Raw genomic sequence first — 19,965 nt, forward strand, 5'->3', positions numbered from 1 at the left:
AAGCATGACGATCGCTGACCCGGACGACAAGAACGGCAAGGCGGCTTCGCGGGACGACGAGACCCCCGTGGTCGAACTGCGCGGCGCTGGCAAGTCGTACGGCAACGTCCGTGCCCTGCACGGCGTCGACCTCGCCGTCCGCCCCGGCCGGGTCGTCTGTGTCCTGGGCGACAACGGAGCCGGCAAGTCCACACTGATCAAGATCATTTCCGGGTTGCACCAGCACACCGAGGGCGAGTTGCTCGTCGACGGCCGGCCGGTGAGGTTCACCACCCCGCGCGACGCGCTCGGCAAGGGCATCGCCGCCGTCTACCAGGACCTGGCCACGGTGCCGCTGATGCCGGTATGGCGGAACTTCTTCCTCGGCTCCGAGCTGACCAAGGGCCCCTGGCCCGTCCGCCGCCTGGACATCCTCCGCATGAAGAAGACCGCGGACGAGGAACTGCGCACCATGGGCATCGTCCTCGACGACCTCGAACAGCCCGTCGGCACACTGTCCGGCGGCCAGCGCCAGTGCGTCGCCATCGCCCGCGCCGTCCACTTCGGCGCCCGCGTCCTCATCCTCGACGAGCCCACCGCCGCGCTCGGCGTCAAGCAGTCCGGCGTGGTGCTGAAGTACATCGCCGCCGCCCGCGACCGTGGCCTCGGCGTCATCTTCATCACCCACAACCCGCACCACGCCTACATGGTCGGCGACCACTTCAGCGTGCTGCGTCTGGGCACCCTGGAACTCAGTGCGGACCGCGACCAGGTCAGCCTCGAAGAGCTGACCAACCACATGGCGGGCGGCGCAGAACTCGCCGCCCTCAAGCACGAGTTGGCGCAGGTTCGCGGTGTCGACGTCGATGAGCTCCCCGAAGCGGGGGACCTCCGGGCACCCGTGGCGGCATCCACCGAAGGGAACTCCTGACATGACACCTGCCCTGGACCGCATCAGGGTCGGCTCGGCCCCCGACTCCTGGGGTGTCTGGTTCCCCGACGACCCGCGGCAGGTCCCCTGGGAACGCTTCCTGGACGAGGTCGCCGAAGCCGGTTACTCCTGGATCGAGCTCGGTCCGTACGGCTATCTGCCGACCGACCCGGCACGGCTCACCGACGAGGTGGACAAACGGAACCTGAAAGTGTCCGCGGGCACGGTCTTCACCTCGCTGCACCGCGGACCGGCCGTGTGGGAGTCCACCTGGGAGCACGTCAGTCAGGTCGCCTCGCTCACTCAGGCCCTGGGCGCGAAACACCTCGTGGTCATCCCCTCCTTCTGGCGGGACGACAAGACCGCCGAGATCATCGAGCCTCCGGAACTCACCGGCGAGCAGTGGGCCCACCTCACCCAGGGCATGGCCCGGCTCGGTCACCAGGTGAGGGAGACCTACGGCCTCGACATCGTCGTCCACCCCCACGCCGACACCCACATCGACACCGAGGAGCACGTCGAGCGCTTCCTCGACTCGACGGACTCGGACCTGGTCAATCTCTGCCTGGACACCGGGCACTACGCCTACTGCGGCGGCGACAGCGTCAAGCTCATCGAGACCTACGGCGAGCGCATCGGCTATCTGCACCTCAAACAGGTCGACCCGCGGATCCTCGCCGACGTCGTCGCGAACGGGGTGCCTTTCGGCCCCGCCGTGCGGCGCGGCGTGATGTGCGAGCCCCCGGCCGGTGTGCCCGCGCTGGAACCGGTCCTCGCCGCCGCCCAGGGACTCGGCGCCGAGCTGTTCGCCATCGTCGAGCAGGACATGTACCCCTGCCCGCCGGACAAGCCGCTGCCCATCGCCGTACGCACCCGCGCGTTCCTCCGTTCCTGCGGCGCCTGACCACCCCGCGGCAACGACCCGCAGCCCCTTTGTGTTTGCGCAGGTCAAGGGCGTATCAACCGTGATGACAACGCTCACGGGTGCAGTCGTTGGCGATGGGCCCGCCGATGCGTTTCACTGCGATTGAGGAACCTGACGCGACGGGGAGGTGGATCATGACGAGCGACCACGGTCACGGGCATGGGCACGGCCCAGGCAGCCATGCCGGGCACGTCCACGGGGTGTCGGCGCACGCCGACCGCCGCTGGTTGGGTGCCGCGCTCGGGCTGATCACCGTACTCATGGCGGTCGAGGTGGTCGCCGGTATCGTCGCCGGTTCCCTGGCGCTGCTCTCCGACGCGGCGCACATGCTCACCGACGCCGCCGCCATCGTGCTGGCGCTGATCGCGATGCGGCTCGCCGCCCGCCCGGCCGGTGGCGGCTTCACCTACGGGCTCAAACGCGCGGAGATCCTCTCCGCCCAGGTCAACGGCCTCACGCTGTTCCTGCTCGGGGCCTGGCTGGCAGTCGAGGCCGTACGGCGCCTCGTCTCGCCGTCGCAGGTCCAGGGCCGTCTGATGCTGGTGACCGCGCTGGCCGGCATCGTCGTGAACCTGGCCGCCACCTGGTGCATCTCGAAGGCCAACCGCACCTCCCTGAACGTCGAGGGCGCCTACCAGCACATCCTGACCGATCTGTTCGCCTTCATCGGAACCGCTGTTGCCGCGCTCGTGATCGTCCTGACAGGCTTCGAGCGTGCCGACGCCATCGCCACGCTCGTGGTGGTCGCGTTGATGGTGAAGGCGGCCTACGGGCTGCTGCGCGACTCGGGCCGCATCTTCCTGGAGGCCGCGCCCGCCGATGTGGACCCGGACGAGTTGGGGGACCGACTCGTCGCCCAGCCGGACGTCGTGGAGGTGCACGACCTGCACGTCTGGCAGATCACCTCCGGCCAGGCCGCGCTGTCCGCACACGTCCTGGTCGAACCGGACGGTGACTGCCACTCCGTCCGTCGCCGCCTGGAGAGAGTCCTGCGCCACGACTACGGCATCACCCACACCACCCTCCAGGTCGACCATGTCGGCGAGGACACCGAGGCCGGGGACCTGCTGCGGATCAGCACCCCGATGGCAGGTCCCGCCGAGCACTGCGACGACGCCCACGGCCCCGTCTACCGGCCAGGGCCGCACGGCTTCTGACACACACGGGGCGCTCGCAAGCGTCCTCTCCCGTGATCAAACCGAGAGCCACTTCACTCTGACTCGGCCATGTCGACACGACGATGTCGGTTTAAACTCGCGCTGCTCTCCCGGCGCAGTGAGGCCTGGGACAGGCAGGCGTTGCCGAGCGCCGAGGGAGCCGATGTCAACCGACTCGTGTCGGCGAGCCACCTCGGGCTCTCTGACCTGGAGAGGGACGGAGCCGGACATGAAGATCCTCATCAGCGCCGACATGGAGGGCGCCACCGGTGTCACCTGGCCCGCCGACGTGCTGCCCGGGACACCGCAGTGGGAGCGGTGCCGGGCGATGTTCACCTCGGACGTGAACGCCTCCGTGCTCGGGTTCTTCGACGGCGGTGCCGACGAGGTGCTGATCAACGAGGCCCACTGGACCATGCGCAACCTGCTCCTGGAGCGGCTCGACGAGCGGGTGCAGATGCTCACCGGACGCCACAAGTCCCTCTCCATGGTCGAGGGCGTGCAGCACGGCGACGTGGACGGCATCGCGTTCGTCGGTTATCACGCGGGTGCCGGCATGGAAGGGGTCCTGGCGCACACCTTCCTCGCCAACTCCCTCACCGGGGTGTGGGTGAACGACGTACGGGCCAGCGAGGGCCTGCTGAACGCGCATGTCGTCGCCGAGTACGGCGTGCCCATCGTCCTCGTCACCGGCGACGACGTGGCCTGCGAGGACGCGCTCGGGTACGCACCGGAGGCGCTCAAGGTCGCGGTCAAGGACCATGTCTCCCGGTACGCGGCCGTGTGCCGCACCCCGGCCAGGACCGCCGCCGACATCCGCGCCGCCGCCAAGGAGGCCGCATCCCTGGCGGTACGTCATGAGCCAGTGGACAACGGACCGTTCACCGTGGCGCTCGAGTTCGACGCCGAACACCTGGCGATGGCCGTCACCGTGGTACCGGGCGTGGACCGCGTCGGCGAGCGGAAGGTGGCGTACACGAGCGCGACCATGTACGAAGGGATCCGCACCTTCAAGGCCATCACCACGATCGCCTCGAACGCGCTGGAGGAGCAGTATGGCTGACCAGCAGGCACTCGACGAGGTCGTACGGTTCACATCCGACCTCATCCGTATCGACACCACCAACCGAGGCGGTGGCGACTGCCAGGAGCGGCCCGCCGCGGAGTACGCCGCCGAGCAACTGGCCGGGGCGGGCCTGGAGCCCACGCTGCTGGAACGCACCAGCGGGCGCACGAACGTCGTCGCCCGTATCGAGGGCACCGATCCCTCCGCCGACGCGCTGCTCGTCCACGGCCACCTGGACGTGGTGCCCGCCCAGGCCGCGGACTGGAGCGTGCACCCCTTCTCCGGCGAGGTCCGCGACGGTGTCGTCTGGGGCCGGGGCGCGATCGACATGAAGAACATGGACGCGATGATCCTCGCGGTCGTCCGGGACTGGGCGCGCTCCGGCGTCAGACCGCGGCGCGACCTCGTCATCGCGTTCACCGCCGACGAGGAGGCGAGCGCGGAGGACGGCTCCGGCTTCCTCGCCGACCGTCACGCGGACCTCTTCGAGGGGTGCACGGAAGGCATCAGCGAGTCCGGGGCGTTCACCTTCCACGACGGCGCCGGCCGGCAGATCTACCCGATCGCGGCGGGCGAGCGCGGTACTGGCTGGCTCAAGCTCACCGCGCGCGGCCGGGCGGGGCACGGCTCCAAGGTCAACCGCAGCAACGCGGTCACCCGCCTCGCCGAGGCGATCGCCCGCATCGGCGCCCACGAGTGGCCGCTCAGGCTCACCCCGACGGTGCGCGCCGCGCTCACCGAACTCGCCGCCCTGTACGGCCTCGACGACGACCCCCGCTACCTCGACGACATCGAAGGCCTCCTGCACAAGCTCGGCCCGGCCGCCGCGCTCGTCGAGCCCACGGTCCGCAACAGCGCCAACCCGACGATGCTGAACGCCGGGTACAAGGTCAATGTGATTCCGGGGGAGGCGGTCGCATACGTCGACGGACGCTATCTGCCCGGCGGCGAGGACGAGTTCACCAGGACCCTCGACGAACTCACCGGCCCGGACGTGGAATGGGAGTTCCACCACCACGAGGTCGCCCTGCAGGCTCCGGTGGACTCGCCGACGTACGCCGGGATGCGCGCCGCCGTGGAGGAGTTCGCGCCCGAGGGGCACGTGGTGCCGTACTGCATGTCGGGCGGCACGGACGCCAAGCAGTTCTCGCGCCTCGGCATCACGGGATACGGGTTCGCTCCGCTGAAGCTCCCCGAGGGCTTCGACTACCAGGCGCTCTTCCACGGCGTCGACGAACGCGTCCCGATCGAGGCGCTGCACTTCGGTGTCCGCGTCCTCGACCGCTTTCTGCGCACGGCCTGAGAAAGAGGAGTGGGGGAGATGATGCAGACCCTGGAGTACGGAGCGTGGCCTTCGCCGATCGACGCGGCGCTCGCCGCCGCGCACGACGGGCAGCCGGAGTCGGTGGGCTTCGTCGGCGACGAGGCGTGGTGGACCGAGCCGCGCCCCGCCGAGGGCGGGCGCCGCGCCCTGGTACGGCGTAGGTCGGACGGCACGCCGGAGTCGGTGCTGCCCGTGCCGTGGAACGTGCGCAGCCGGGTCATGGAGTACGGCGGCCGGCCCTGGGCCGGGGTGATGCGCCCCGAAGGGCCGCTGGTGGTGTTCGTGAACTTCGCGGACCAGCGGCTGTACGCGTACGAGCCGGAGGCTCCCGGCGCCGGCCCGCGCCCGCTCACCCCGCTCTCGTCGGTGGGTGGCGGACTGCGCTGGGTCGACCCGCAGGTGAACCTCGAGCGCGGCGAAGTGTGGTGCGTGCTCGAGGAGTTCACCGGGGAGGGACCCAGCGACGTACGGCGTGTGGCGGTCTCCGTGCCGCTGGACGGCTCTGCGGCCGAAGACCGGGACGCCGTGCGTGAACTGGCCGAGGCCCGCCACCGGTTCGTCACCGGCCCCCGGCTTTCGCCGGACGGTCGGCGCGCGGCGTGGCTCGCCTGGGACCATCCCCGGATGCCGTGGGACGGAACCGAGTTGATCGTCGCCGAGGTGGCCGCGGACGGGACGTTCCGGGAGCCCGCCGTGGTCGCCGGCGGACCCGAAGAGTCGATCGCTCAGGCCGAATGGGCGCCGGACGGCGGCCTGTTGTACGCCAGTGACCGCACCGGCTGGTGGAACCTGTACCGGGACGGTGTGCCGCTGTTCCCCTGCGAGGAGGAGTTCGGCGGGCCCCTGTGGAAGGTCGGGCAGCGCTGGTTCGCGCCGCTGGACAACGGGCTGATCGCCGTCGTGCACGGCAAGGGCGCGGGCCGGCTCGGGGTGCTGTGTCCGGAGCGCGGCGAGGTCGTCGACACTGCCGGGCCCTGGACCGAGTTCGCCCCCACGCTCGCCGTGCACGGCAGCCGGATCGTCGCGGTCGGCGCCAGTTCGCACAGCGCGTACGAGGTCGTCGAGCTGGACTCCCGCACGGGCCGCGCCCGGGTGATCGGCTCCCCGCACCAGGACCCGGTGGACCCGGCGTACTACCCGAAGCCACAGGTCCGCACCTTCACCGGCCCCGGGGGACGTGAGATCCACGCGCACATCTACCCGCCGCACCACCCCCAGCACAGCGGGCCCGACGGCGAACTGCCCCCGTACGTGGTGTGGGCGCACGGCGGCCCCACGGGTCGCGCCCCGCTCGTCCTCGACCTGGAGATCGCCTACTTCACCTCGCGCGGCATCGGCGTCGCCGAGGTGAACTACGGTGGCTCGACCGGGTACGGACGGGAGTACCGCAACCGGCTGCGTGAACAGTGGGGCGTCGTCGACGTCGAGGACTGCGCGGCCGTCGCGCTCGCCCTCGCCGACGAGGGCACGGCGGACCGCGACCGGCTCGCCGTGCGCGGCGGCAGCGCGGGCGGCTGGACGACGGCGGCGTCCCTGACGACGACCGACGTGTACGCCTGCGGCACGATCATCTACCCCGTCCTCGACCTGGCGAACTGGGGCACGGGCGAGACCCACGACTTCGAGTCGCGTTACCTGGAGAGCCTGGTCGGGCCGTACGCGCAGGTGCCCGGCCGGTACGTCGAACGGTCGCCCCTGGAACACGCCGACCGGATCACCGCGCCCTTCCTGTTGCTGCAGGGACTCGACGACGCCATCTGCCCGCCCGCGCAGTGCGAGCGGTTCCTGGCCCGGCTCGACGGAGGGCGGGTCCCGCACGCCTACATCGCCTTCGAGGGCGAGGGGCACGGATTCCGCCGCGCCGACACGATGGTGCGCGCTCTGGAGGCCGAACTTTCCCTGTACTCACAGGTTTTCGGGCTGAATCCGCCCGGTGTTCCGACCCTGGAGCTCACCAAGTGACAACGCCCGTAGGGCCGTTCTGACCGGCCCGACGCGCTTCGTGGGCAGGGCGTGGTCGGCACGGCTTCCGACGCTGCGAAGAGCCCCGCTCCCTGGGGGAGTGGGGCTACGCGCCAGGGGATTCCCCGAGCGCCACTTGTCGGCCATGCTCCCACCATGGCCGACAAGACCTCAACCGTGTACCAGGCGCGGTACGGCTGGGACCGCAGGACCGCCGGGCTCGTTGCGGTCAGTGCCTTCTTCACCGTGATCCTGTCGCTCCCGGACGTGCCGCTGTTCGCGCGGATCCTGGGACTGCCACTGTTCGGCGGAGGTGGGCTGTTCATGGTGTACATGGCGATGAGCGGCAAGGTCGCGTTCCGGGTGGACGAGACCGGTGTGCTCCTTGGTGGCAACCCCGCCCGGTACAGGGGGACCACCGTCCATGTGCCCTGGCACGACATCACGGGCTTCGTGCTCTGGCGCCAGGTCGTGGGCAACGCCACCGTTCCCCATGTAGGGGTCACCCGGCGCGAGGGTGCTCCGGCGCTGCCCGGGGACGGCCCGAAGGCCCGCGCGATCGCAAGGCGCCTTGTTCCGGTGCCCGAAGACGTCGCGTTCGCCTCCCGGGCCGTGACCGGGTGGCGTTTGGACAAGGACCGGCTGGTCGCCGCCGTCGCCCACTTCGCGCCTGGCATCCCGGTGCGCGAGCATCCCTAGTGTCGCGACACTGGTGCCACGGTCGCTCACCCATCCGGCCCCCGTCGGTCGGGCGGTGGGCGCGGCGGCCGTTCATGCTGGTCGTATGAGACCGAAGACCTCCTGGACGGACGGGGCGAGCGGTGAGGCGCGCCAGGCGCACCAGGGGCGGCAGTGGGTGACACCACGCAGGCTCGCCGGCCTGGCGCTGGCCGCGCTCGTGCTGGCCTTCGTCTTCGAGAACACCCAGCACACCCAGATCCGGCTTCTGGTCGCGCTGGTGACCATGCCGCTGTGGCTGGCGCTGCTGTGCACGGGGGTGATCGGGGCACTGTGCGGAGCGCTGGTGGTGAGTCGGCGCGGTTGACCCTGGGCCCCGTACGGTAGTGGTGTGCCTGAGACCCATGGATATCTCGCCGAGGGCCCCCGCGTGGGCATACGCCCCTTCACCTTCGAGGACGAAGCCGAGTTCACCGCCCGGGTGCGGGAGAGCAAGGACCTGCATCACCCGTGGCTGTTCCCGCCCGCCGACGCCCAGGCCTACACCGCGTACGTGGGCCGTCTCATCGAGGACCCGACGAAGGCCGGGTTCCTGGTGTGCGAGAGGGGCAGCGGGGCCATCGCCGGGTTCATCAACATCAACAACATCGTCAGGGGTGGCTTCCAGTGCGGAGCCCTCGGATATGGTTCCTTCGCGCACGCCGCGGGGCACGGGCTGATGTCGGCGGCGCTCGACCTCGTGGTGCGCTACGCCTTCGGGCCGATGGGGCTGCACCGGCTGGAGATCAACGCGCAGCCCGCGAACACCGCCTCGACCGCTCTTGCCCGCCGCTGCGGCTTCCGACATGAGGGGTTCTCACCGGACATGATCTACATCGACGGAGCCTGGCGAGACCATGAACGCTGGGCCATCACCGCCGAGATGGTCGGGAGGTGAGCCGGATGCGTACCCTCGTCGTCCTGGACGCCCCCTCCAACCTGGGCCTGCGCCCGCCCGCCCCCGGCACCGTGCCCGGCTGCTACAAGCTCGCCGGCGCCCTGCGCGAACAGCGCATCGTGCAGAGACTGCGCGCTCTGGAGGGCGGCGTGGTCGTGCCGCCGCGCTACGACCGTGGTGGCTGGCAGGAGGGCGACGGCGTCTTCAACGCCGCCGCGATCGCCGCGTACACGCGCAAGCTCGCCGACCGCATCGAGCGCCATGTGCGCGCCGGGGAGTTCCCCGTCGTCCTCGGCGGAGACTGCTCGATCCAGCTCGGCGCCTCGCTCGCGCTGCGCCGCATCGGACGGTACGGAATCGCGGCGGTGGACGCGTCCCCGGACTTCCGGCATCCCGGTAACTCCGATCGGATCGGCGCGGCGGGCGGTGAGGAGTTGGCACTGGCGACCGGGCGCGGGCAGGAGGACCTGACGAACCTGGAGGGCCTGGGCCCCTATCTGCGCGACGAGGACGTGCGGCTCTTCGGCATCCGCGACTGTTTCGAGGAGGACCGGGCCGAGCTCGCCGCGCTGAAGATCCCGGTCGTCACCGTCGGTGACCTGCGGACGTGGGGCGCGGACCCCCTCGCCAGAGCCACCGCGCATTCCTTCGAAACTCCGCAACTCCAAGGCTTCTGGGTGCACTTGGATGCCGACGTTCTCGACCCGTCCGTGATGCCCGCCGTCGACAGCCCCGACGCGGACGGGCTGCTCCCCGACGAACTCGTCGCGTTGCTGGGCCCGTTGCTCGCCTCCCCTCAGTGCGTCGGCCTCAACGTCACCATCTACGACCCCGATCTGGACCCGGAAGGCACAGCCGGAGCGCTGCTGACGGACATCGTCGTGTCCGCGTTCGCGTCCTTTGCGGAATCCTGACGACACGGCCCCTGGTCGGCTCGACGAAGGCCGGGTTGCATGGCGATCGTGACGACGATCCGACGTGACGTACTGACGCTGCCCGCCGCGGAACTGGGAACGGACAACCCGCTGCCCCCGCTGCGTCCGCTCGACGAGGTGCACCGCATCGAGGACCGGGACAAGGAGGATCTGCCGGGCGACATGGCCCGGCAGATCGGCTACGCGCCCCTGCACAGCCTGCTGCCCGTGCGCGTCCGGGACGGCTACGGCAGAACGCGGACACCCCGCGACATCGACACCCTCGTGATCGAGAACGACCGGCTGCGCGCCACCGTCCTGCCCGGTCTCGGCGGGCGGATCGCATCGCTGTACCACAAGCCGACCGGCCGTGAACTGCTGTACCGCAACCCGGTGTTCCAGCCCGCCTGCTTCGCGCTCAACGGCGCCTGGTACTCCGGGGGCATCGAGTGGAACATCGGTGCCACGGGGCACACCACCCTTTCCTGCTCGCCCCTGCACGCGGCCCGCGTCACCGCACCCGACGGGGGAGAGATGCTGCGCCTGTGGGAGTGGGAGCGCCTGCGCGACCTGCCCTTCCAGGTAGATCTGTGGCTTCCGGAGGGCTCCGACTTCCTGTACGTCGGCGTCCGCGTCCGCAACCCGCACGAGCGGCCCGCGCCGGTGTACTGGTGGTCCAACATCGCGGTCTCCCAGGAGTGCCGGGTCCTGGCGCCCGCGCAGGAGGCGTACCACTTCGGGTACGAGCGCCGCCTGCGCCGGGTACCGGTGCCGTCGTACGACGCCGTGGACCGTACCTACCCCCTGAACAGCGTCTACCCGGCCGACTACTTCTACGAGGTGCCCGACGGACGCCGCCGCTGGATCGCCGCGCTCGACGAGGACGGCCACGGGCTGGTGCAGACGTCGACCGATGTGCTGCGCGGACGGAAGCTGTTCGTGTGGGGTACGGGAGCCGGCGGGCGCCGCTGGCAGGAGTGGCTCACCGAACCGGGCACCGGCGGCTACTGCGAGATCCAGGCCGGACTCGCCCGTACCCAACTGGAACACGTGCGGCTGGACGCCGGGAGCGAGGTGTCGTGGCTGGAGGCGTACGGTCCGCTGAGCACCGAGCGGGAGGGGGAGTGGGCGACCGTCGTGCGCGGGGCCGAGGCGCGGCTCGACACCACCCTGCCGCGCGCCGACGTCGATGCCGCCTACGCGGCGTGGAAGCCCTGCGCCGACGCCGAACCCGGTGAGACGCTCGCCGTGGGCTCCGGCTGGGGCGCGCTCGAAGTGCTGCGCACCGGAGTCAAGTTGCCAGGCACACCGTTCGAGGAATCGACGCTCGGCGACGAGCAGACGCCATGGCTTCAACTGCTGCGAGCCGGGTCGTTCCCCGAGCCGCGGTGGGTCGGCCCGCCCGGCGAGACACTCGTGGCGCCACACTGGCGGGACCTGTTGGAGAGCGCTCCCGCAGAACCGTTGACGGAGTATCACCTTGGTGTGGCCCAATGGCACGCGGGCGACCGTGCGCAGGCGGTGCGCAGTTGGGAACGGGCACTGCAACTCACCTCGTGTCGCTGGCCGTTGCTGCGCTGTCTCGCGGTGGCCGACCAGCAAGCCGCCCATCCCGAGCGTGCCGCCGACCGGTATGCCGAGGCCTTCGACGACCTCTGCCGGGAGAGGCGCGACGGCGGGGAGAGCTGGAGGGCCGCCACGGCGGCACTCGGCGGCGAGGCGATCGAGGCGCTGCTCGCGACAGGTCGCTTCGTGGACGCGCGCGCCGTGTGGCACCGCCTCCACCCCGCGACGCGCCGGCGCGGCCGGTTCCGGCTGATCGAGGCCCGGCTGCTGCTCGCGGAGGGGGAGCGGGAGGCGGCACGGGCCGTCTTCGACGCGGGGTTCGAGGTGGCGGACCTGAGGGAGGGCGCGGAGTCGATCGGCGAGCTGTGGGCCCGGATCGCCGACGAGCCGCTGCCGGCACGCTATGACTTCCGGATGCGGCCCGGGGGCGACGACCGGCCGCTGTGACCATGGACGCCCTCGGCGGCGGGTGCGGCTCGTCGGCGGCGGTCGGTACGGCCGACCGCCGCCGATGAGCCGCTACGCGGCCGGTCCGCGGTCCACGTACTCGTACACCGAACCGTCCGGGTGCAGCGCGATCAGGTTGCGGCCGGCCGGCGTCCCCACCGGGCCCGCCAGGACGCGAGCCCCCGAGTCGGTGAGGACGCGCTGCGCCTCGTCGACGTCCTTCACCGCGATCGTCGCCGTGACCTTGCGCAGGATCTCGATCTCGGCCTCGGGACCGCTCATCAGCAGGAAGCAGCCGACCGCGGCGACCGAAACGCCGCCGCGTTCGAAGCGCTCGGCCCGGCTGCCCGCCAGTCTCTCGTAGAACGCGACCGAAGCCTCCAGGTCGTCGACGCAGATCCGTAGCGTGGCTCCCAGAATTTCCATACCGATGAGCCTAGTTGGGGCCCGCCCGGCAGGTGATCGTTTCGGTCGGATCCCATGGACGGCCCGGACCGGCCGGGGCGCGTCACGCGCGGCCGTGTGCGTGGTGTTACGCCCGTCGGGGCCCGGGTACCCGGCGTGCGTGAACCGTATGGATCACCTGGAACATCTGGCCGACAGCGGTGCGGGCCGGGCCGCCGCCCTCGCCTTCGCCGCCCGTGGCGGCCCGGTCGCCCGGCCGGCCCGGGGCCCCGAGGGCCTTGCGCGGGCCGCGGACGAGGTGCGGCTCGCCCGGGGCGAGGCACTCGTCGGCCCGACGACGGTCGACCGGCGCCCCCTCATGGCCATGACGGTACGGAGGAAAACGCATGAACACCCGTCACCTCAGTGACCTGGCCCAGCAGTTGCGCGTGGACAGCGTCCGTGCCGCCGCCGCGGCCGGCTCCGGGCACCCCACTTCCTCGATGTCCGCCGCGGACCTGATGGCCGTCCTGCTGGCCCACCACCTCCGCTACGACTTCGAACGCCCCGCCCACCCCGCGAACGACCGGTTCGTCCTGTCCAAGGGACACGCCTCGCCCCTTCTGTACGCCGCCTACAAGGCGGCCGGGGCGATCAACGAGACCGAGCTGCTCACCTTCCGCAAGCTCGGCAGCCGTCTCGAAGGACACCCCACGCCGCGCAGGCTGCCCTGGGTGGAGACGGCCACCGGATCGCTCGGCCAGGGGCTGCCCGTCGCTGTCGGTGTCGCCCTGGCCGGGCAACGGCTCGACCGCACCGGATACCGCGTCTGGGTGCTGTGCGGCGACAGTGAAATGGCCGAGGGATCCGTGTGGGAGGCCGCCGAGCATGCCGGGCACGAGCACCTCGACAACCTGATCGCGATCGTCGACGTCAACCGGCTCGGCCAGCGCGGCCCCACCCGTCACGGCCACGACCTGGCCGCGTACGCACGCCGCTTCCGGGCCTTCGACTGGCACGCCGTCGAGGTCGACGGACATGACATCGAGGCCATCGACCGCGCCTACAGCGAGGCGGAGTCCACCACCGGACAGCCCACCGTGATCCTCGCCCGCACCCTCAAGGGCAAGGGCGTCGACGCGGTCCAGGACCGCGAGGGCCTGCACGGCAAGCCGTTGCCGGATCCGACGGAGGCGATCGCTGAACTCGGCGGCGTACGCGACCTGCGGGTGGACGTCCAGCCGCCGCCCGCAGCCCGCACGCTGCACACGGTGCAGGGCGGCCATCTGGAACTGCCGCGCTACGAAATCGGTGACGAGGTCGCCACCCGCGACGCCTACGGGCAGGCGCTCGCAGCACTCGGCGCCGCTCGCGGTGACATCGTCGCCCTCGACGGCGAGGTCGGCGACTCCACGCGCTCCGAGTACTTCGCCAAGGAATACCCCGACCGCTACTTCGAGTGCTACATCGCCGAACAGCTGATGGTCGCGGCCGCCGTCGGCATGGCGACACGTGGCTGGGTGCCGTACGCCTCGACGTTCGCCGCGTTCCTCACCCGCGCCCACGATTTCGTTCGCATGGCCTCGATCAGCGGCTCCGGCATCAACCTCGTCGGCTCGCACGCCGGATGCGCCATCGGTCAGGACGGGCCGTCCCAGATGGGTCTCGAAGACCTCGCGATGTTCCGCTCGGTGTACGACTCGACCGTGCTGTACCCGTGCGACGCCAATCAGACCGCCAAGCTCGTCGCCGCGATGGCCGGTCAGGAGGGCATCCGTTACCTGCGCACGTCGCGCGGGAAGACGCCGGTCATCTACGGGCCCACCGAGGAGTTCCCGGTCGGCGGCAGCAAGGTGCTGCGCGCCTCCTTCGAGGACCGGCTGACGGTCGTCGCCGCCGGGGTCACCGTCCACGAGGCACTGGCCGCGGCCGACGCCCTCGCCGAGGAAGGCCTGCACCTGCGGGTCATCGACCTGTACTCGATAAAGCCCGTCGATCGCGCCACCCTGCACGAGGCCGCCAACCGCACCGGCTGCCTCCTCACAGTGGAGGACCACCACGAGGAGGGCGGCCTGGGCGACGCGGTCCTCGACGCCTTCCTCGACGGGCGCCCCGTACCGCGCCTGGTGCGCCTCGCCGTCCGGACGATGCCGGGTTCCGCGACCCCCGCTCAGCAACTGCACGCCGCGGGCATCGACGCGGAGTCGATCGTCGCGGCTGCACGGCTGCTCATGGAGCACGCCGTCGTGGTGTGACCGCCGGTCACACCACGACGGCGGTCGGGATCACTGAGGGGCTGGGGACGGGCACATCACTCGTCCGGTTCGGTCACCAGCGATACCATCGGCGCCGCCCACCGACCGTTGGATTGTGGCGGAACAGGAATCCCAGCAGCCAGATCACGAACACCGCCAGGGCAATCCACCACAACACTTTCACCGCGAACCCGACACCGAAGAGGATCAGCGCCAGCAGCAGGACAACCAGGAGTGGAACCATGATGCGCACCTCCTGATGGCCGGGTATCCCGAAAATGACGAGTCAGACATCCTTTTGGCAGAGAATTTCTCCGTGCAGGACGGAGAACCAGCCGTCCTCCCGCCGTCCCCACTCCCGCCAGGCCTCCGCCACAGCCCGCAGCTGACCGGCGTCCGCGTGACCGCCTGCGGTGGCCCGGTCCGCGTACGCGGAGGCGAGCGTGCGGTCCGCCCACAGCCCGCTCCACCAGGCCCGCTCCTCGGTGGTGGCGAAGGTCCAGGCGCTGGAGGTGGCCGTGACGTTCCGGATGCCGGCCCGCCGGGCCCAGGACGTCAGGCGCCGGCCGGCGTCTGGCTCGCCGCCGTTGGCGCGGGCGACCCGCTCGTACAGGTCCAGCCACTCGTCCATGCCCTCGGAGGCCGGGTACCAGGCCATCGCGGCGTAGTCCGCGTCACGGACGGCGATGAAGCCGCCCGGCCTGGTGATCCGGTGCATTTCGCGCAGTGCCTGCACCGGGTCGCCCACGTGCTGGAGCACCTGGTGGGCGTGGACCACACAGAACGAGTCGTCCGGGTACGGAAGCGCGTGCACGTCGGCGACCGCGAAGTCGATGTTCGCGATGCCACGGGCGACGGCCGTGGCGCGGGCCTGTTCCAGGACCGCCGGTGCGAAGTCGACGCCCGTCACCCGGCCGTCCGGGACGAGGGCGGCCAGATCCGCGGTGATGGTGCCGGGGCCGCAGCCGATGTCCAGGATCCTCATCCGCGGCTCCAGCGAGCCGAGGAGGTAGGCCGCCGAATTGGCGGCCGTCCGCCAGGCGTGCGAGCGCAGCACCGACTCATGGTGGCCGTGCGTGTAGACGGCGGTCTCCTTCGCCATGGCCTGCCTCTTCCCGTCGTACGGCACCCGGGGCCACTGCCCCGGGGAGATAGGCATGACGGTACGCGTTCATGTCGAATGGCGAGACCCCCGTTTTGACATGTGAACTCGTCGCGATGCGTCGCGGGATCGATAACCGTTTGCCGGGACGCCACTCGGCCACCCACAATGCGCCCCATGGGACACCTCGAAGCCGCGCACCTTGAGTACTACCTCCCGGACGGGAGGGCATTGTTGGGGGACGTGTCCTTCCGGGTCGGTGAAGGTGCCGTCGTCGCGCTCGTCGGTCCGAACGGAGCCGGGAAGACGACCCTGTTGCGCATCATCTCCGGTGAGCTGAAGCCGCACGGCGGAACCGTCACCACCAGCGGTGGACTCGGCGTCATGCGGCAGTTCGTGGGGTCGGTACGGGACGAGACGACCGTACGGGACCTCCTCGTCTCCGTCGCACCGCCGCGCATCCGCGAGGCCGCCCGCGCCGTCGACGCCGCCGAGCTCGCCGTCATGACCGTCGACGACGAGGCCGCCCAACTGCGGTACGCGCAGGCCCTCGCCGACTGGGCCGAGGCCCGAGGCTACGAGGCCGAGACCCTGTGGGACATCTGCACCACGGCCGCGTTGGGCGTCCCTTACGAGCGAGCCCAGTGGCGCCAGGTCCGCACCCTCTCCGGTGGAGAGCAGAAGCGGCTGGTCCTCGAGGCACTGCTGCGCGGCCCGGACGAGGTCCTGCTCCTCGACGAGCCCGACAACTATCTCGACGTACCCGGGAAACGATGGCTGGAGGAGCGGCTCGCGGAGACCCGCAAGACCGTGCTCTTCGTCTCCCACGACCGTGAGCTGCTCGCCCGCGCCGCCGAGAGGATCGTCAGTGTCGAGCCGGGACCGGCCGGCGCCGACGCCTGGGTGCACGGCGGGAGCTTCGCCACGTATCACGAGGCCCGCCGCGAGCGGTTCGCGCGGTTCGAGGAGTTGCGCCGCCGCTGGGACGAGAAGCACGCCCAGCTGAAGAAGCTGGTATTGACACTCCGTCAGGCAGCCGAGAACAGCGCCGACATGGCCTCGCGCTACCGTGCCGCGCAGACCCGGCTGCGGAAGTTCGAGGAGGCCGGCCCGCCGCCCGAGCCGCCGCGCGAGCAGGACATCACCATGCGGCTCAAGGGCGGTCGCACCGGCGTTCGGGCGATCACCTGCGAAGGACTCGAACTCACCGGCCTGATGCGCCCCTTCGACCTGGAGGTGTTCTACGGCGAACGCGTCGCCGTCCTCGGCTCCAACGGTTCCGGCAAGTCGCACTTCCTGCGCCTCCTGGCCGGCGGCGACGTCGCCCACACGGGGGCATGGAAGCTTGGCGCACGGGTCGTTCCCGGCCACTTCGCCCAGACCCACGCCCACCCCGAACTGGAGGGCCGCACACTCCTGGACATCCTGTGGAAGGAGCACTCCCAGGACCGTGGCGCCGCCATGTCCCGGCTACGGCGCTACGAGCTGACCGGCCAGGCCGAGCAGTCCTTCGAACGACTCTCCGGCGGCCAGCAGGCCCGCTTCCAGATCCTGCTCCTGGAACTGGAGGGTGCGACCGCGCTGCTGCTCGACGAGCCGACCGACAACCTCGACCTGGAGTCCGCCGAGGCCCTCCAGGAGGGACTCGACGCGTTCGCCGGGACGGTCCTGGCCGTCACCCACGACCGCTGGTTCGCCCGCTCCTTCGACCGTTACCTCGTCTTCGGGGCCGACGGCCGGGTGCGGGAGACGACCGAGCCGGTGTGGGACGAGCGGAGGGTGGAGCGGGCACGGTAGTGGCCCGGCGAAGCGTGGCGGGTCCATGAGGACCCAGGGCGCTCGGGAGCGCTCGTGGGGCTGCCGGGATGTTCGTACAGTGGAGGGAGAAGGGCGAGATCCCGAGATCCAGGGCTCCCGCCCCGACACCGCTCGGGACAGTGCCCGCCGGGCGGCTACGTGGACCGCAGCGAGCGACACGACGAGCGACGAGCGGGGTGCACCATGAGCGGAGTAGACCCGGGCCGGCTGAGCGACCAGCAGCTCATGAAGGAGCTGGAGACGATCCACCGCACGCGTCACGACACCCTGCTCCATGGTTCGAATGACGCGCTGCGCGCACACAACGACCGCATGGCGCTTCTGGAGGGCGAGTATCTGCGGCGCCATCCGCGTCGCCTGATCGTGGCGAGCCGGACCCGTGACGGGGCCCGGGAGCGGCGACCGGCCGAGGCCTGACCCCGGCCGGTCACCACCGGCTGCTGGCCGACGGCTACCCGCCCTGGCCGGGGAACTCCGTCAGGATCGCCTCGCTGAACGCCTTCAGATCGTCCGGCTTGCGGCTGGTGATCAGCTTGTTGGGTCCCTGGTCGAGCCGCACCTGCTCGTCCATCCAGGTACCGCCCGCGTTGCGGATGTCCGTGCGCAGGCTCGGCCACGACGTCAGGGTCCGGCCCCGCACCACATCGGCCTCGACCAGGACCCACGGCCCGTGGCAGATCGCGGCGACCGGACGGCCCTGCTGGAAGAAGGAGCGGACGAACGACACGGCCCGCTCGTCCATCCGCAGGAAGTCCGGATTGGCCACTCCGCCCGGCAGGACGAGTCCGTCGAAGGACTCGGCCTGCACCTGGCCGACGACCGCGTCCACCGGGAAGGTGTCCGCCTTGTCGAGATGGTGGAAGGCCTGCACGTGCCCCGGCTTCGTCGACACCAGGACCGGTTCGTGGCCGGCGTCCACCAGCGCGTCCCAGGGTTCGGTGAGTTCGACCTGCTCGACGCCCTCGGAGGCCATCAGGAACGCGATACGCATGCTGCTCACTGTCCTCTGTCCTTTCCGCGTCTGTGAGTGCCGTCGGCCTCGCCCTCCGTCGGTGCTGACCGCGTCAGCGGGCGAGGCCCGCACTGGCCCCGGCCCGGGCGCCTACGCGTGGCGCGCGGTCCTTTCCGCCTGTACGACGGCCTCGGCGAGCTCATGGGCGCTGGCGTAGCGCACCGAACGCGGCAACCGCTTCAGCGGCTCGACGAGTGCGTCCGGGGCGTGCCTGTCGCGCAGCGTGTCGATCAGATCGTCCCGGTGCGCCGGGAACGCCGTACGGCCCAGGATCCGGGCCATCTCGTAGCGCATGTCGGCCACGGAGTGCGCGCCACCCGAGGTCGCCGGACCGGCCCAGACCGCCGGGTCGTCGTCGGCGGCCGGCTCGGGGTCGTACCACTCATCGGTCCGCGTCGGATGACCGGAGCGCAGCAGCTCCTGTAGCTCGTGCTTCATCTCGTCGTCACGGTGGACGCTCAGCCGGTCACTGCCTCGCTGCATGACATGCTCCAGATCGTCGGGGTGCCCGAGTACCCGGGAGACGGCGTTCGAATCGGAGGTCCCCCAGGTTGTCGTTGCCGCCTCCCGTGGGGAGAGGGGCGTACGGGTCGTGTACGGGCCGCGCCTTTCCCCGTGCCGTGCGGCAAAACCTCGCCGCCGGTCGGTGTCCCTCATGGGGTGCGCATCGCCGACGCCAAGTGACGGGATATCAGTCCGTCGCCGGGTGGCGCGGTCGCTGTCGTCACCCGCCCGGCGGCGCGGTTAGCGCGAATGGTGTCCGGCCGCGCGCGGGGCGCGGCGAGGCGGGCTGTCATGGGCTTTCGGGGGCACGACGGTCGTGCCCCGGAGGAACCGGCCGAAGGAGCCCCTTCATGCACCGCAGTGCCCGCGTCCTGTCCGCCTCCGCCCTGGCCGGGGCCGCCCTGAGCGCCGTCGCCCCGCCCGCCTTCGCCGAACAGTCCGCCGACATCACCCCGCGTGCGGTCGCACCCGGCGGCACCGTCACCGTCTCCGTGTCCTGCGACGCGATCAGCGGCACCCAGCCCGACTCCATCGAGGCCACCTCCCAGGGCTTCGAGGGAGGGATGGTCCGGTTGAAGCGGGTCAACGTGGGCGGCGGCCAGGGCGGAGGCGGCACAGCGGGGGGCGAGGGGACGGGCCGCGTCATGTACAGCGGCACGGCCCGTGTTCCTGCCGCCGGGAACGGCCGCCCGTCCGACATGGCCGCCCGCGACCTGGAACTGGGCGTCGAGGGCCGGTGTCCGACGGATCCGGGCGAGCAGGAGCGACGGTGGACCGAGTCGTTGGCCGTGAACCGGGACGGCAGCGGGAGCCAACGGGACGGCACCGGGAGCCAAGGAGAGGGACAGGTACAGCGGCAAGGGGGAAGCCCGGTGGGGCCGCAAGGAGAGAACCCGGGGAAGCCGCAGGGCGAGGGGCAGGAGTGGCAGCAGGACGAGGGCCAGGGGGAGCGTCCGGGGTGGGGGCAGGGGAGGCAGCAGGGTGACGGCCAGGTTTGGCCGCAT

The 19,965-nt window shown here is 71.0% G+C and carries 21 protein-coding genes; 16 read left to right on the forward strand and 5 right to left on the reverse strand.

Annotation, left to right across the window (positions count from 1 at the left end):
• The first annotated feature begins 4 nt into the window (after positions 1-4).
• From ACWDEX_RS08165 to ACWDEX_RS08215, 11 genes are all read left to right on the forward strand, one after another.
• The gene (locus ACWDEX_RS08165; protein ID WP_450462447.1) at positions 5-910 is read left to right on the forward strand and encodes an ATP-binding cassette domain-containing protein; all 906 of its coding nucleotides are present in this window, start codon (positions 5-7) and stop codon (positions 908-910) included.
• A gap of 1 nt (position 911) precedes the next feature.
• Complete coding sequence (locus ACWDEX_RS08170) at positions 912-1,814, forward strand: sugar phosphate isomerase/epimerase family protein (RefSeq protein ID WP_450462448.1); 903 nt, start codon at positions 912-914, stop codon at positions 1,812-1,814.
• A 155-nt stretch (positions 1,815-1,969) separates the two neighbouring features.
• Entirely contained in the window at positions 1,970-2,992 is a 1,023-nt protein-coding gene (locus tag ACWDEX_RS08175; RefSeq protein WP_450462449.1) for a cation diffusion facilitator family transporter, read from the forward strand.
• A 229-nt stretch (positions 2,993-3,221) separates the two neighbouring features.
• Complete coding sequence (locus tag ACWDEX_RS08180; protein WP_450462450.1) at positions 3,222-4,055, forward strand: M55 family metallopeptidase; 834 nt, start codon at positions 3,222-3,224, stop codon at positions 4,053-4,055.
• Positions 4,048-5,361, forward strand: a complete 1,314-nt coding sequence (locus tag ACWDEX_RS08185) for a M20/M25/M40 family metallo-hydrolase (RefSeq protein ID WP_450462451.1) — start codon at positions 4,048-4,050, stop codon at positions 5,359-5,361. The genes ACWDEX_RS08180 and ACWDEX_RS08185 overlap by 8 nt, the downstream gene beginning before the upstream one ends.
• Before the next feature lie 21 nt (positions 5,362-5,382).
• The gene (locus tag ACWDEX_RS08190; RefSeq protein WP_450462638.1) at positions 5,383-7,344 is read left to right on the forward strand and encodes a prolyl oligopeptidase family serine peptidase; all 1,962 of its coding nucleotides are present in this window, start codon (positions 5,383-5,385) and stop codon (positions 7,342-7,344) included.
• A 156-nt stretch (positions 7,345-7,500) separates the two neighbouring features.
• The gene (locus ACWDEX_RS08195; RefSeq protein ID WP_450462452.1) at positions 7,501-8,043 is read left to right on the forward strand and encodes a hypothetical protein; all 543 of its coding nucleotides are present in this window, start codon (positions 7,501-7,503) and stop codon (positions 8,041-8,043) included.
• An 85-nt stretch (positions 8,044-8,128) separates the two neighbouring features.
• Positions 8,129-8,389: a LapA family protein gene (locus ACWDEX_RS08200; RefSeq protein ID WP_450462453.1), complete on the forward strand. Its 261-nt coding sequence runs from the start codon at positions 8,129-8,131 to the stop codon at positions 8,387-8,389.
• Between the two features lie 24 nt (positions 8,390-8,413).
• Positions 8,414-8,959, forward strand: a complete 546-nt coding sequence (locus ACWDEX_RS08205; protein ID WP_450462454.1) for a GNAT family N-acetyltransferase — start codon at positions 8,414-8,416, stop codon at positions 8,957-8,959.
• A 5-nt stretch (positions 8,960-8,964) separates the two neighbouring features.
• Entirely contained in the window at positions 8,965-9,873 is a 909-nt protein-coding gene (locus ACWDEX_RS08210) for an arginase family protein (RefSeq protein ID WP_450462455.1), read from the forward strand.
• 39 nt (positions 9,874-9,912) lie between these two features.
• The gene (locus ACWDEX_RS08215) at positions 9,913-11,886 is read left to right on the forward strand and encodes a DUF5107 domain-containing protein (RefSeq protein WP_450462456.1); all 1,974 of its coding nucleotides are present in this window, start codon (positions 9,913-9,915) and stop codon (positions 11,884-11,886) included.
• Between the two features lie 72 nt (positions 11,887-11,958).
• Here ACWDEX_RS08215 and ACWDEX_RS08220 read toward each other — a convergent pair whose 3' ends face one another.
• The gene (locus tag ACWDEX_RS08220) at positions 11,959-12,312 is read right to left on the reverse strand and encodes a VOC family protein (protein ID WP_450462457.1); all 354 of its coding nucleotides are present in this window, start codon (positions 12,310-12,312) and stop codon (positions 11,959-11,961) included.
• A gap of 139 nt (positions 12,313-12,451) precedes the next feature.
• Here ACWDEX_RS08220 and ACWDEX_RS08225 point away from each other — a divergent pair, with 139 nt between their 5' ends.
• Positions 12,452-12,700, forward strand: coding sequence for a hypothetical protein (locus ACWDEX_RS08225; RefSeq protein WP_450462458.1), 249 nt, complete (start codon positions 12,452-12,454; stop codon positions 12,698-12,700).
• The gene (locus ACWDEX_RS08230; protein WP_450462459.1) at positions 12,678-14,525 is read left to right on the forward strand and encodes a transketolase; all 1,848 of its coding nucleotides are present in this window, start codon (positions 12,678-12,680) and stop codon (positions 14,523-14,525) included. The genes ACWDEX_RS08225 and ACWDEX_RS08230 overlap by 23 nt, the downstream gene beginning before the upstream one ends.
• 73 nt (positions 14,526-14,598) lie before the next feature.
• Here ACWDEX_RS08230 and ACWDEX_RS08235 read toward each other — a convergent pair whose 3' ends face one another.
• Both ACWDEX_RS08235 and ACWDEX_RS08240 read right to left on the reverse strand, forming a co-directional pair.
• On the reverse strand, positions 14,599-14,769 hold the full coding sequence (locus ACWDEX_RS08235; protein WP_450462460.1) for a hydrophobic protein: 171 nt from the start codon (positions 14,767-14,769) through the stop codon (positions 14,599-14,601).
• A 42-nt stretch (positions 14,770-14,811) separates the two neighbouring features.
• A complete protein-coding gene (locus ACWDEX_RS08240) occupies positions 14,812-15,627 on the reverse strand; it encodes a class I SAM-dependent methyltransferase (protein WP_450462639.1) in 816 nt (271 codons plus the stop codon).
• 177 nt (positions 15,628-15,804) lie between these two features.
• Between ACWDEX_RS08240 and ACWDEX_RS08245 the strand changes: the two genes are divergently transcribed.
• A complete protein-coding gene (locus tag ACWDEX_RS08245; protein WP_450462461.1) occupies positions 15,805-17,424 on the forward strand; it encodes an ABC-F family ATP-binding cassette domain-containing protein in 1,620 nt (539 codons plus the stop codon).
• Between the two features lie 204 nt (positions 17,425-17,628).
• A complete protein-coding gene (locus ACWDEX_RS08250; RefSeq protein ID WP_450462462.1) occupies positions 17,629-17,862 on the forward strand; it encodes a DUF6158 family protein in 234 nt (77 codons plus the stop codon).
• A gap of 34 nt (positions 17,863-17,896) precedes the next feature.
• Here the strand turns inward: ACWDEX_RS08250 and ACWDEX_RS08255 are convergent, their stop codons facing one another.
• Together ACWDEX_RS08255 and ACWDEX_RS08260 are read right to left on the reverse strand one after the other, a co-directional pair.
• Positions 17,897-18,436 carry a type 1 glutamine amidotransferase domain-containing protein gene (locus ACWDEX_RS08255; RefSeq protein WP_450462463.1) on the reverse strand — a complete coding sequence of 180 codons (540 nt, stop codon included), beginning with the start codon at positions 18,434-18,436 and terminating at the stop codon, positions 17,897-17,899.
• A 111-nt stretch (positions 18,437-18,547) separates the two neighbouring features.
• Complete coding sequence (locus ACWDEX_RS08260) at positions 18,548-18,940, reverse strand: DUF2795 domain-containing protein (protein ID WP_450462464.1); 393 nt, start codon at positions 18,938-18,940, stop codon at positions 18,548-18,550.
• A gap of 371 nt (positions 18,941-19,311) precedes the next feature.
• On the opposite strand from ACWDEX_RS08260, the gene ACWDEX_RS08265 reads away from it, so the two are divergent.
• Positions 19,312-19,965 (forward strand): hypothetical protein (locus ACWDEX_RS08265; RefSeq protein ID WP_450462465.1); only part of this gene is annotated, 654 nt, incomplete at its 3' end.

The organism is Streptomyces sp. NPDC001020 (assembly GCF_053599115.1).

Bases quoted from the DNA above. Each gene is read 5' to 3' on its own strand.
- ACWDEX_RS08240 (WP_450462639.1), bottom strand. From the start codon at position 15,627: ATGGCGAAGGAGACCGCCGTCTACACGCACGGCCACCATGAGTCGGTG.
- ACWDEX_RS08175 (WP_450462449.1), top strand. From the start codon at position 1,970: ATGACGAGCGACCACGGTCACGGGCATGGGCACGGCCCAGGCAGCCAT.
- ACWDEX_RS08250 (WP_450462462.1), top strand. From the start codon at position 17,629: ATGAGCGGAGTAGACCCGGGCCGGCTGAGCGACCAGCAGCTCATGAAG.
- ACWDEX_RS08215 (WP_450462456.1), top strand. From the start codon at position 9,913: ATGGCGATCGTGACGACGATCCGACGTGACGTACTGACGCTGCCCGCC.
- ACWDEX_RS08185 (WP_450462451.1), top strand. From the start codon at position 4,048: ATGGCTGACCAGCAGGCACTCGACGAGGTCGTACGGTTCACATCCGAC.
- ACWDEX_RS08255 (WP_450462463.1), bottom strand. From the start codon at position 18,436: ATGCGTATCGCGTTCCTGATGGCCTCCGAGGGCGTCGAGCAGGTCGAA.
- ACWDEX_RS08195 (WP_450462452.1), top strand. From the start codon at position 7,501: ATGGCCGACAAGACCTCAACCGTGTACCAGGCGCGGTACGGCTGGGAC.
- ACWDEX_RS08170 (WP_450462448.1), top strand. From the start codon at position 912: ATGACACCTGCCCTGGACCGCATCAGGGTCGGCTCGGCCCCCGACTCC.
- ACWDEX_RS08165 (WP_450462447.1), top strand. From the start codon at position 5: ATGACGATCGCTGACCCGGACGACAAGAACGGCAAGGCGGCTTCGCGG.
- ACWDEX_RS08260 (WP_450462464.1), bottom strand. From the start codon at position 18,940: ATGCAGCGAGGCAGTGACCGGCTGAGCGTCCACCGTGACGACGAGATG.
- ACWDEX_RS08210 (WP_450462455.1), top strand. From the start codon at position 8,965: ATGCGTACCCTCGTCGTCCTGGACGCCCCCTCCAACCTGGGCCTGCGC.
- ACWDEX_RS08235 (WP_450462460.1), bottom strand. From the start codon at position 14,769: ATGGTTCCACTCCTGGTTGTCCTGCTGCTGGCGCTGATCCTCTTCGGT.
- ACWDEX_RS08220 (WP_450462457.1), bottom strand. From the start codon at position 12,312: ATGGAAATTCTGGGAGCCACGCTACGGATCTGCGTCGACGACCTGGAG.
- ACWDEX_RS08245 (WP_450462461.1), top strand. From the start codon at position 15,805: ATGGGACACCTCGAAGCCGCGCACCTTGAGTACTACCTCCCGGACGGG.
- ACWDEX_RS08190 (WP_450462638.1), top strand. From the start codon at position 5,383: ATGCAGACCCTGGAGTACGGAGCGTGGCCTTCGCCGATCGACGCGGCG.
- ACWDEX_RS08230 (WP_450462459.1), top strand. From the start codon at position 12,678: ATGAACACCCGTCACCTCAGTGACCTGGCCCAGCAGTTGCGCGTGGAC.
- ACWDEX_RS08200 (WP_450462453.1), top strand. From the start codon at position 8,129: ATGAGACCGAAGACCTCCTGGACGGACGGGGCGAGCGGTGAGGCGCGC.
- ACWDEX_RS08180 (WP_450462450.1), top strand. From the start codon at position 3,222: ATGAAGATCCTCATCAGCGCCGACATGGAGGGCGCCACCGGTGTCACC.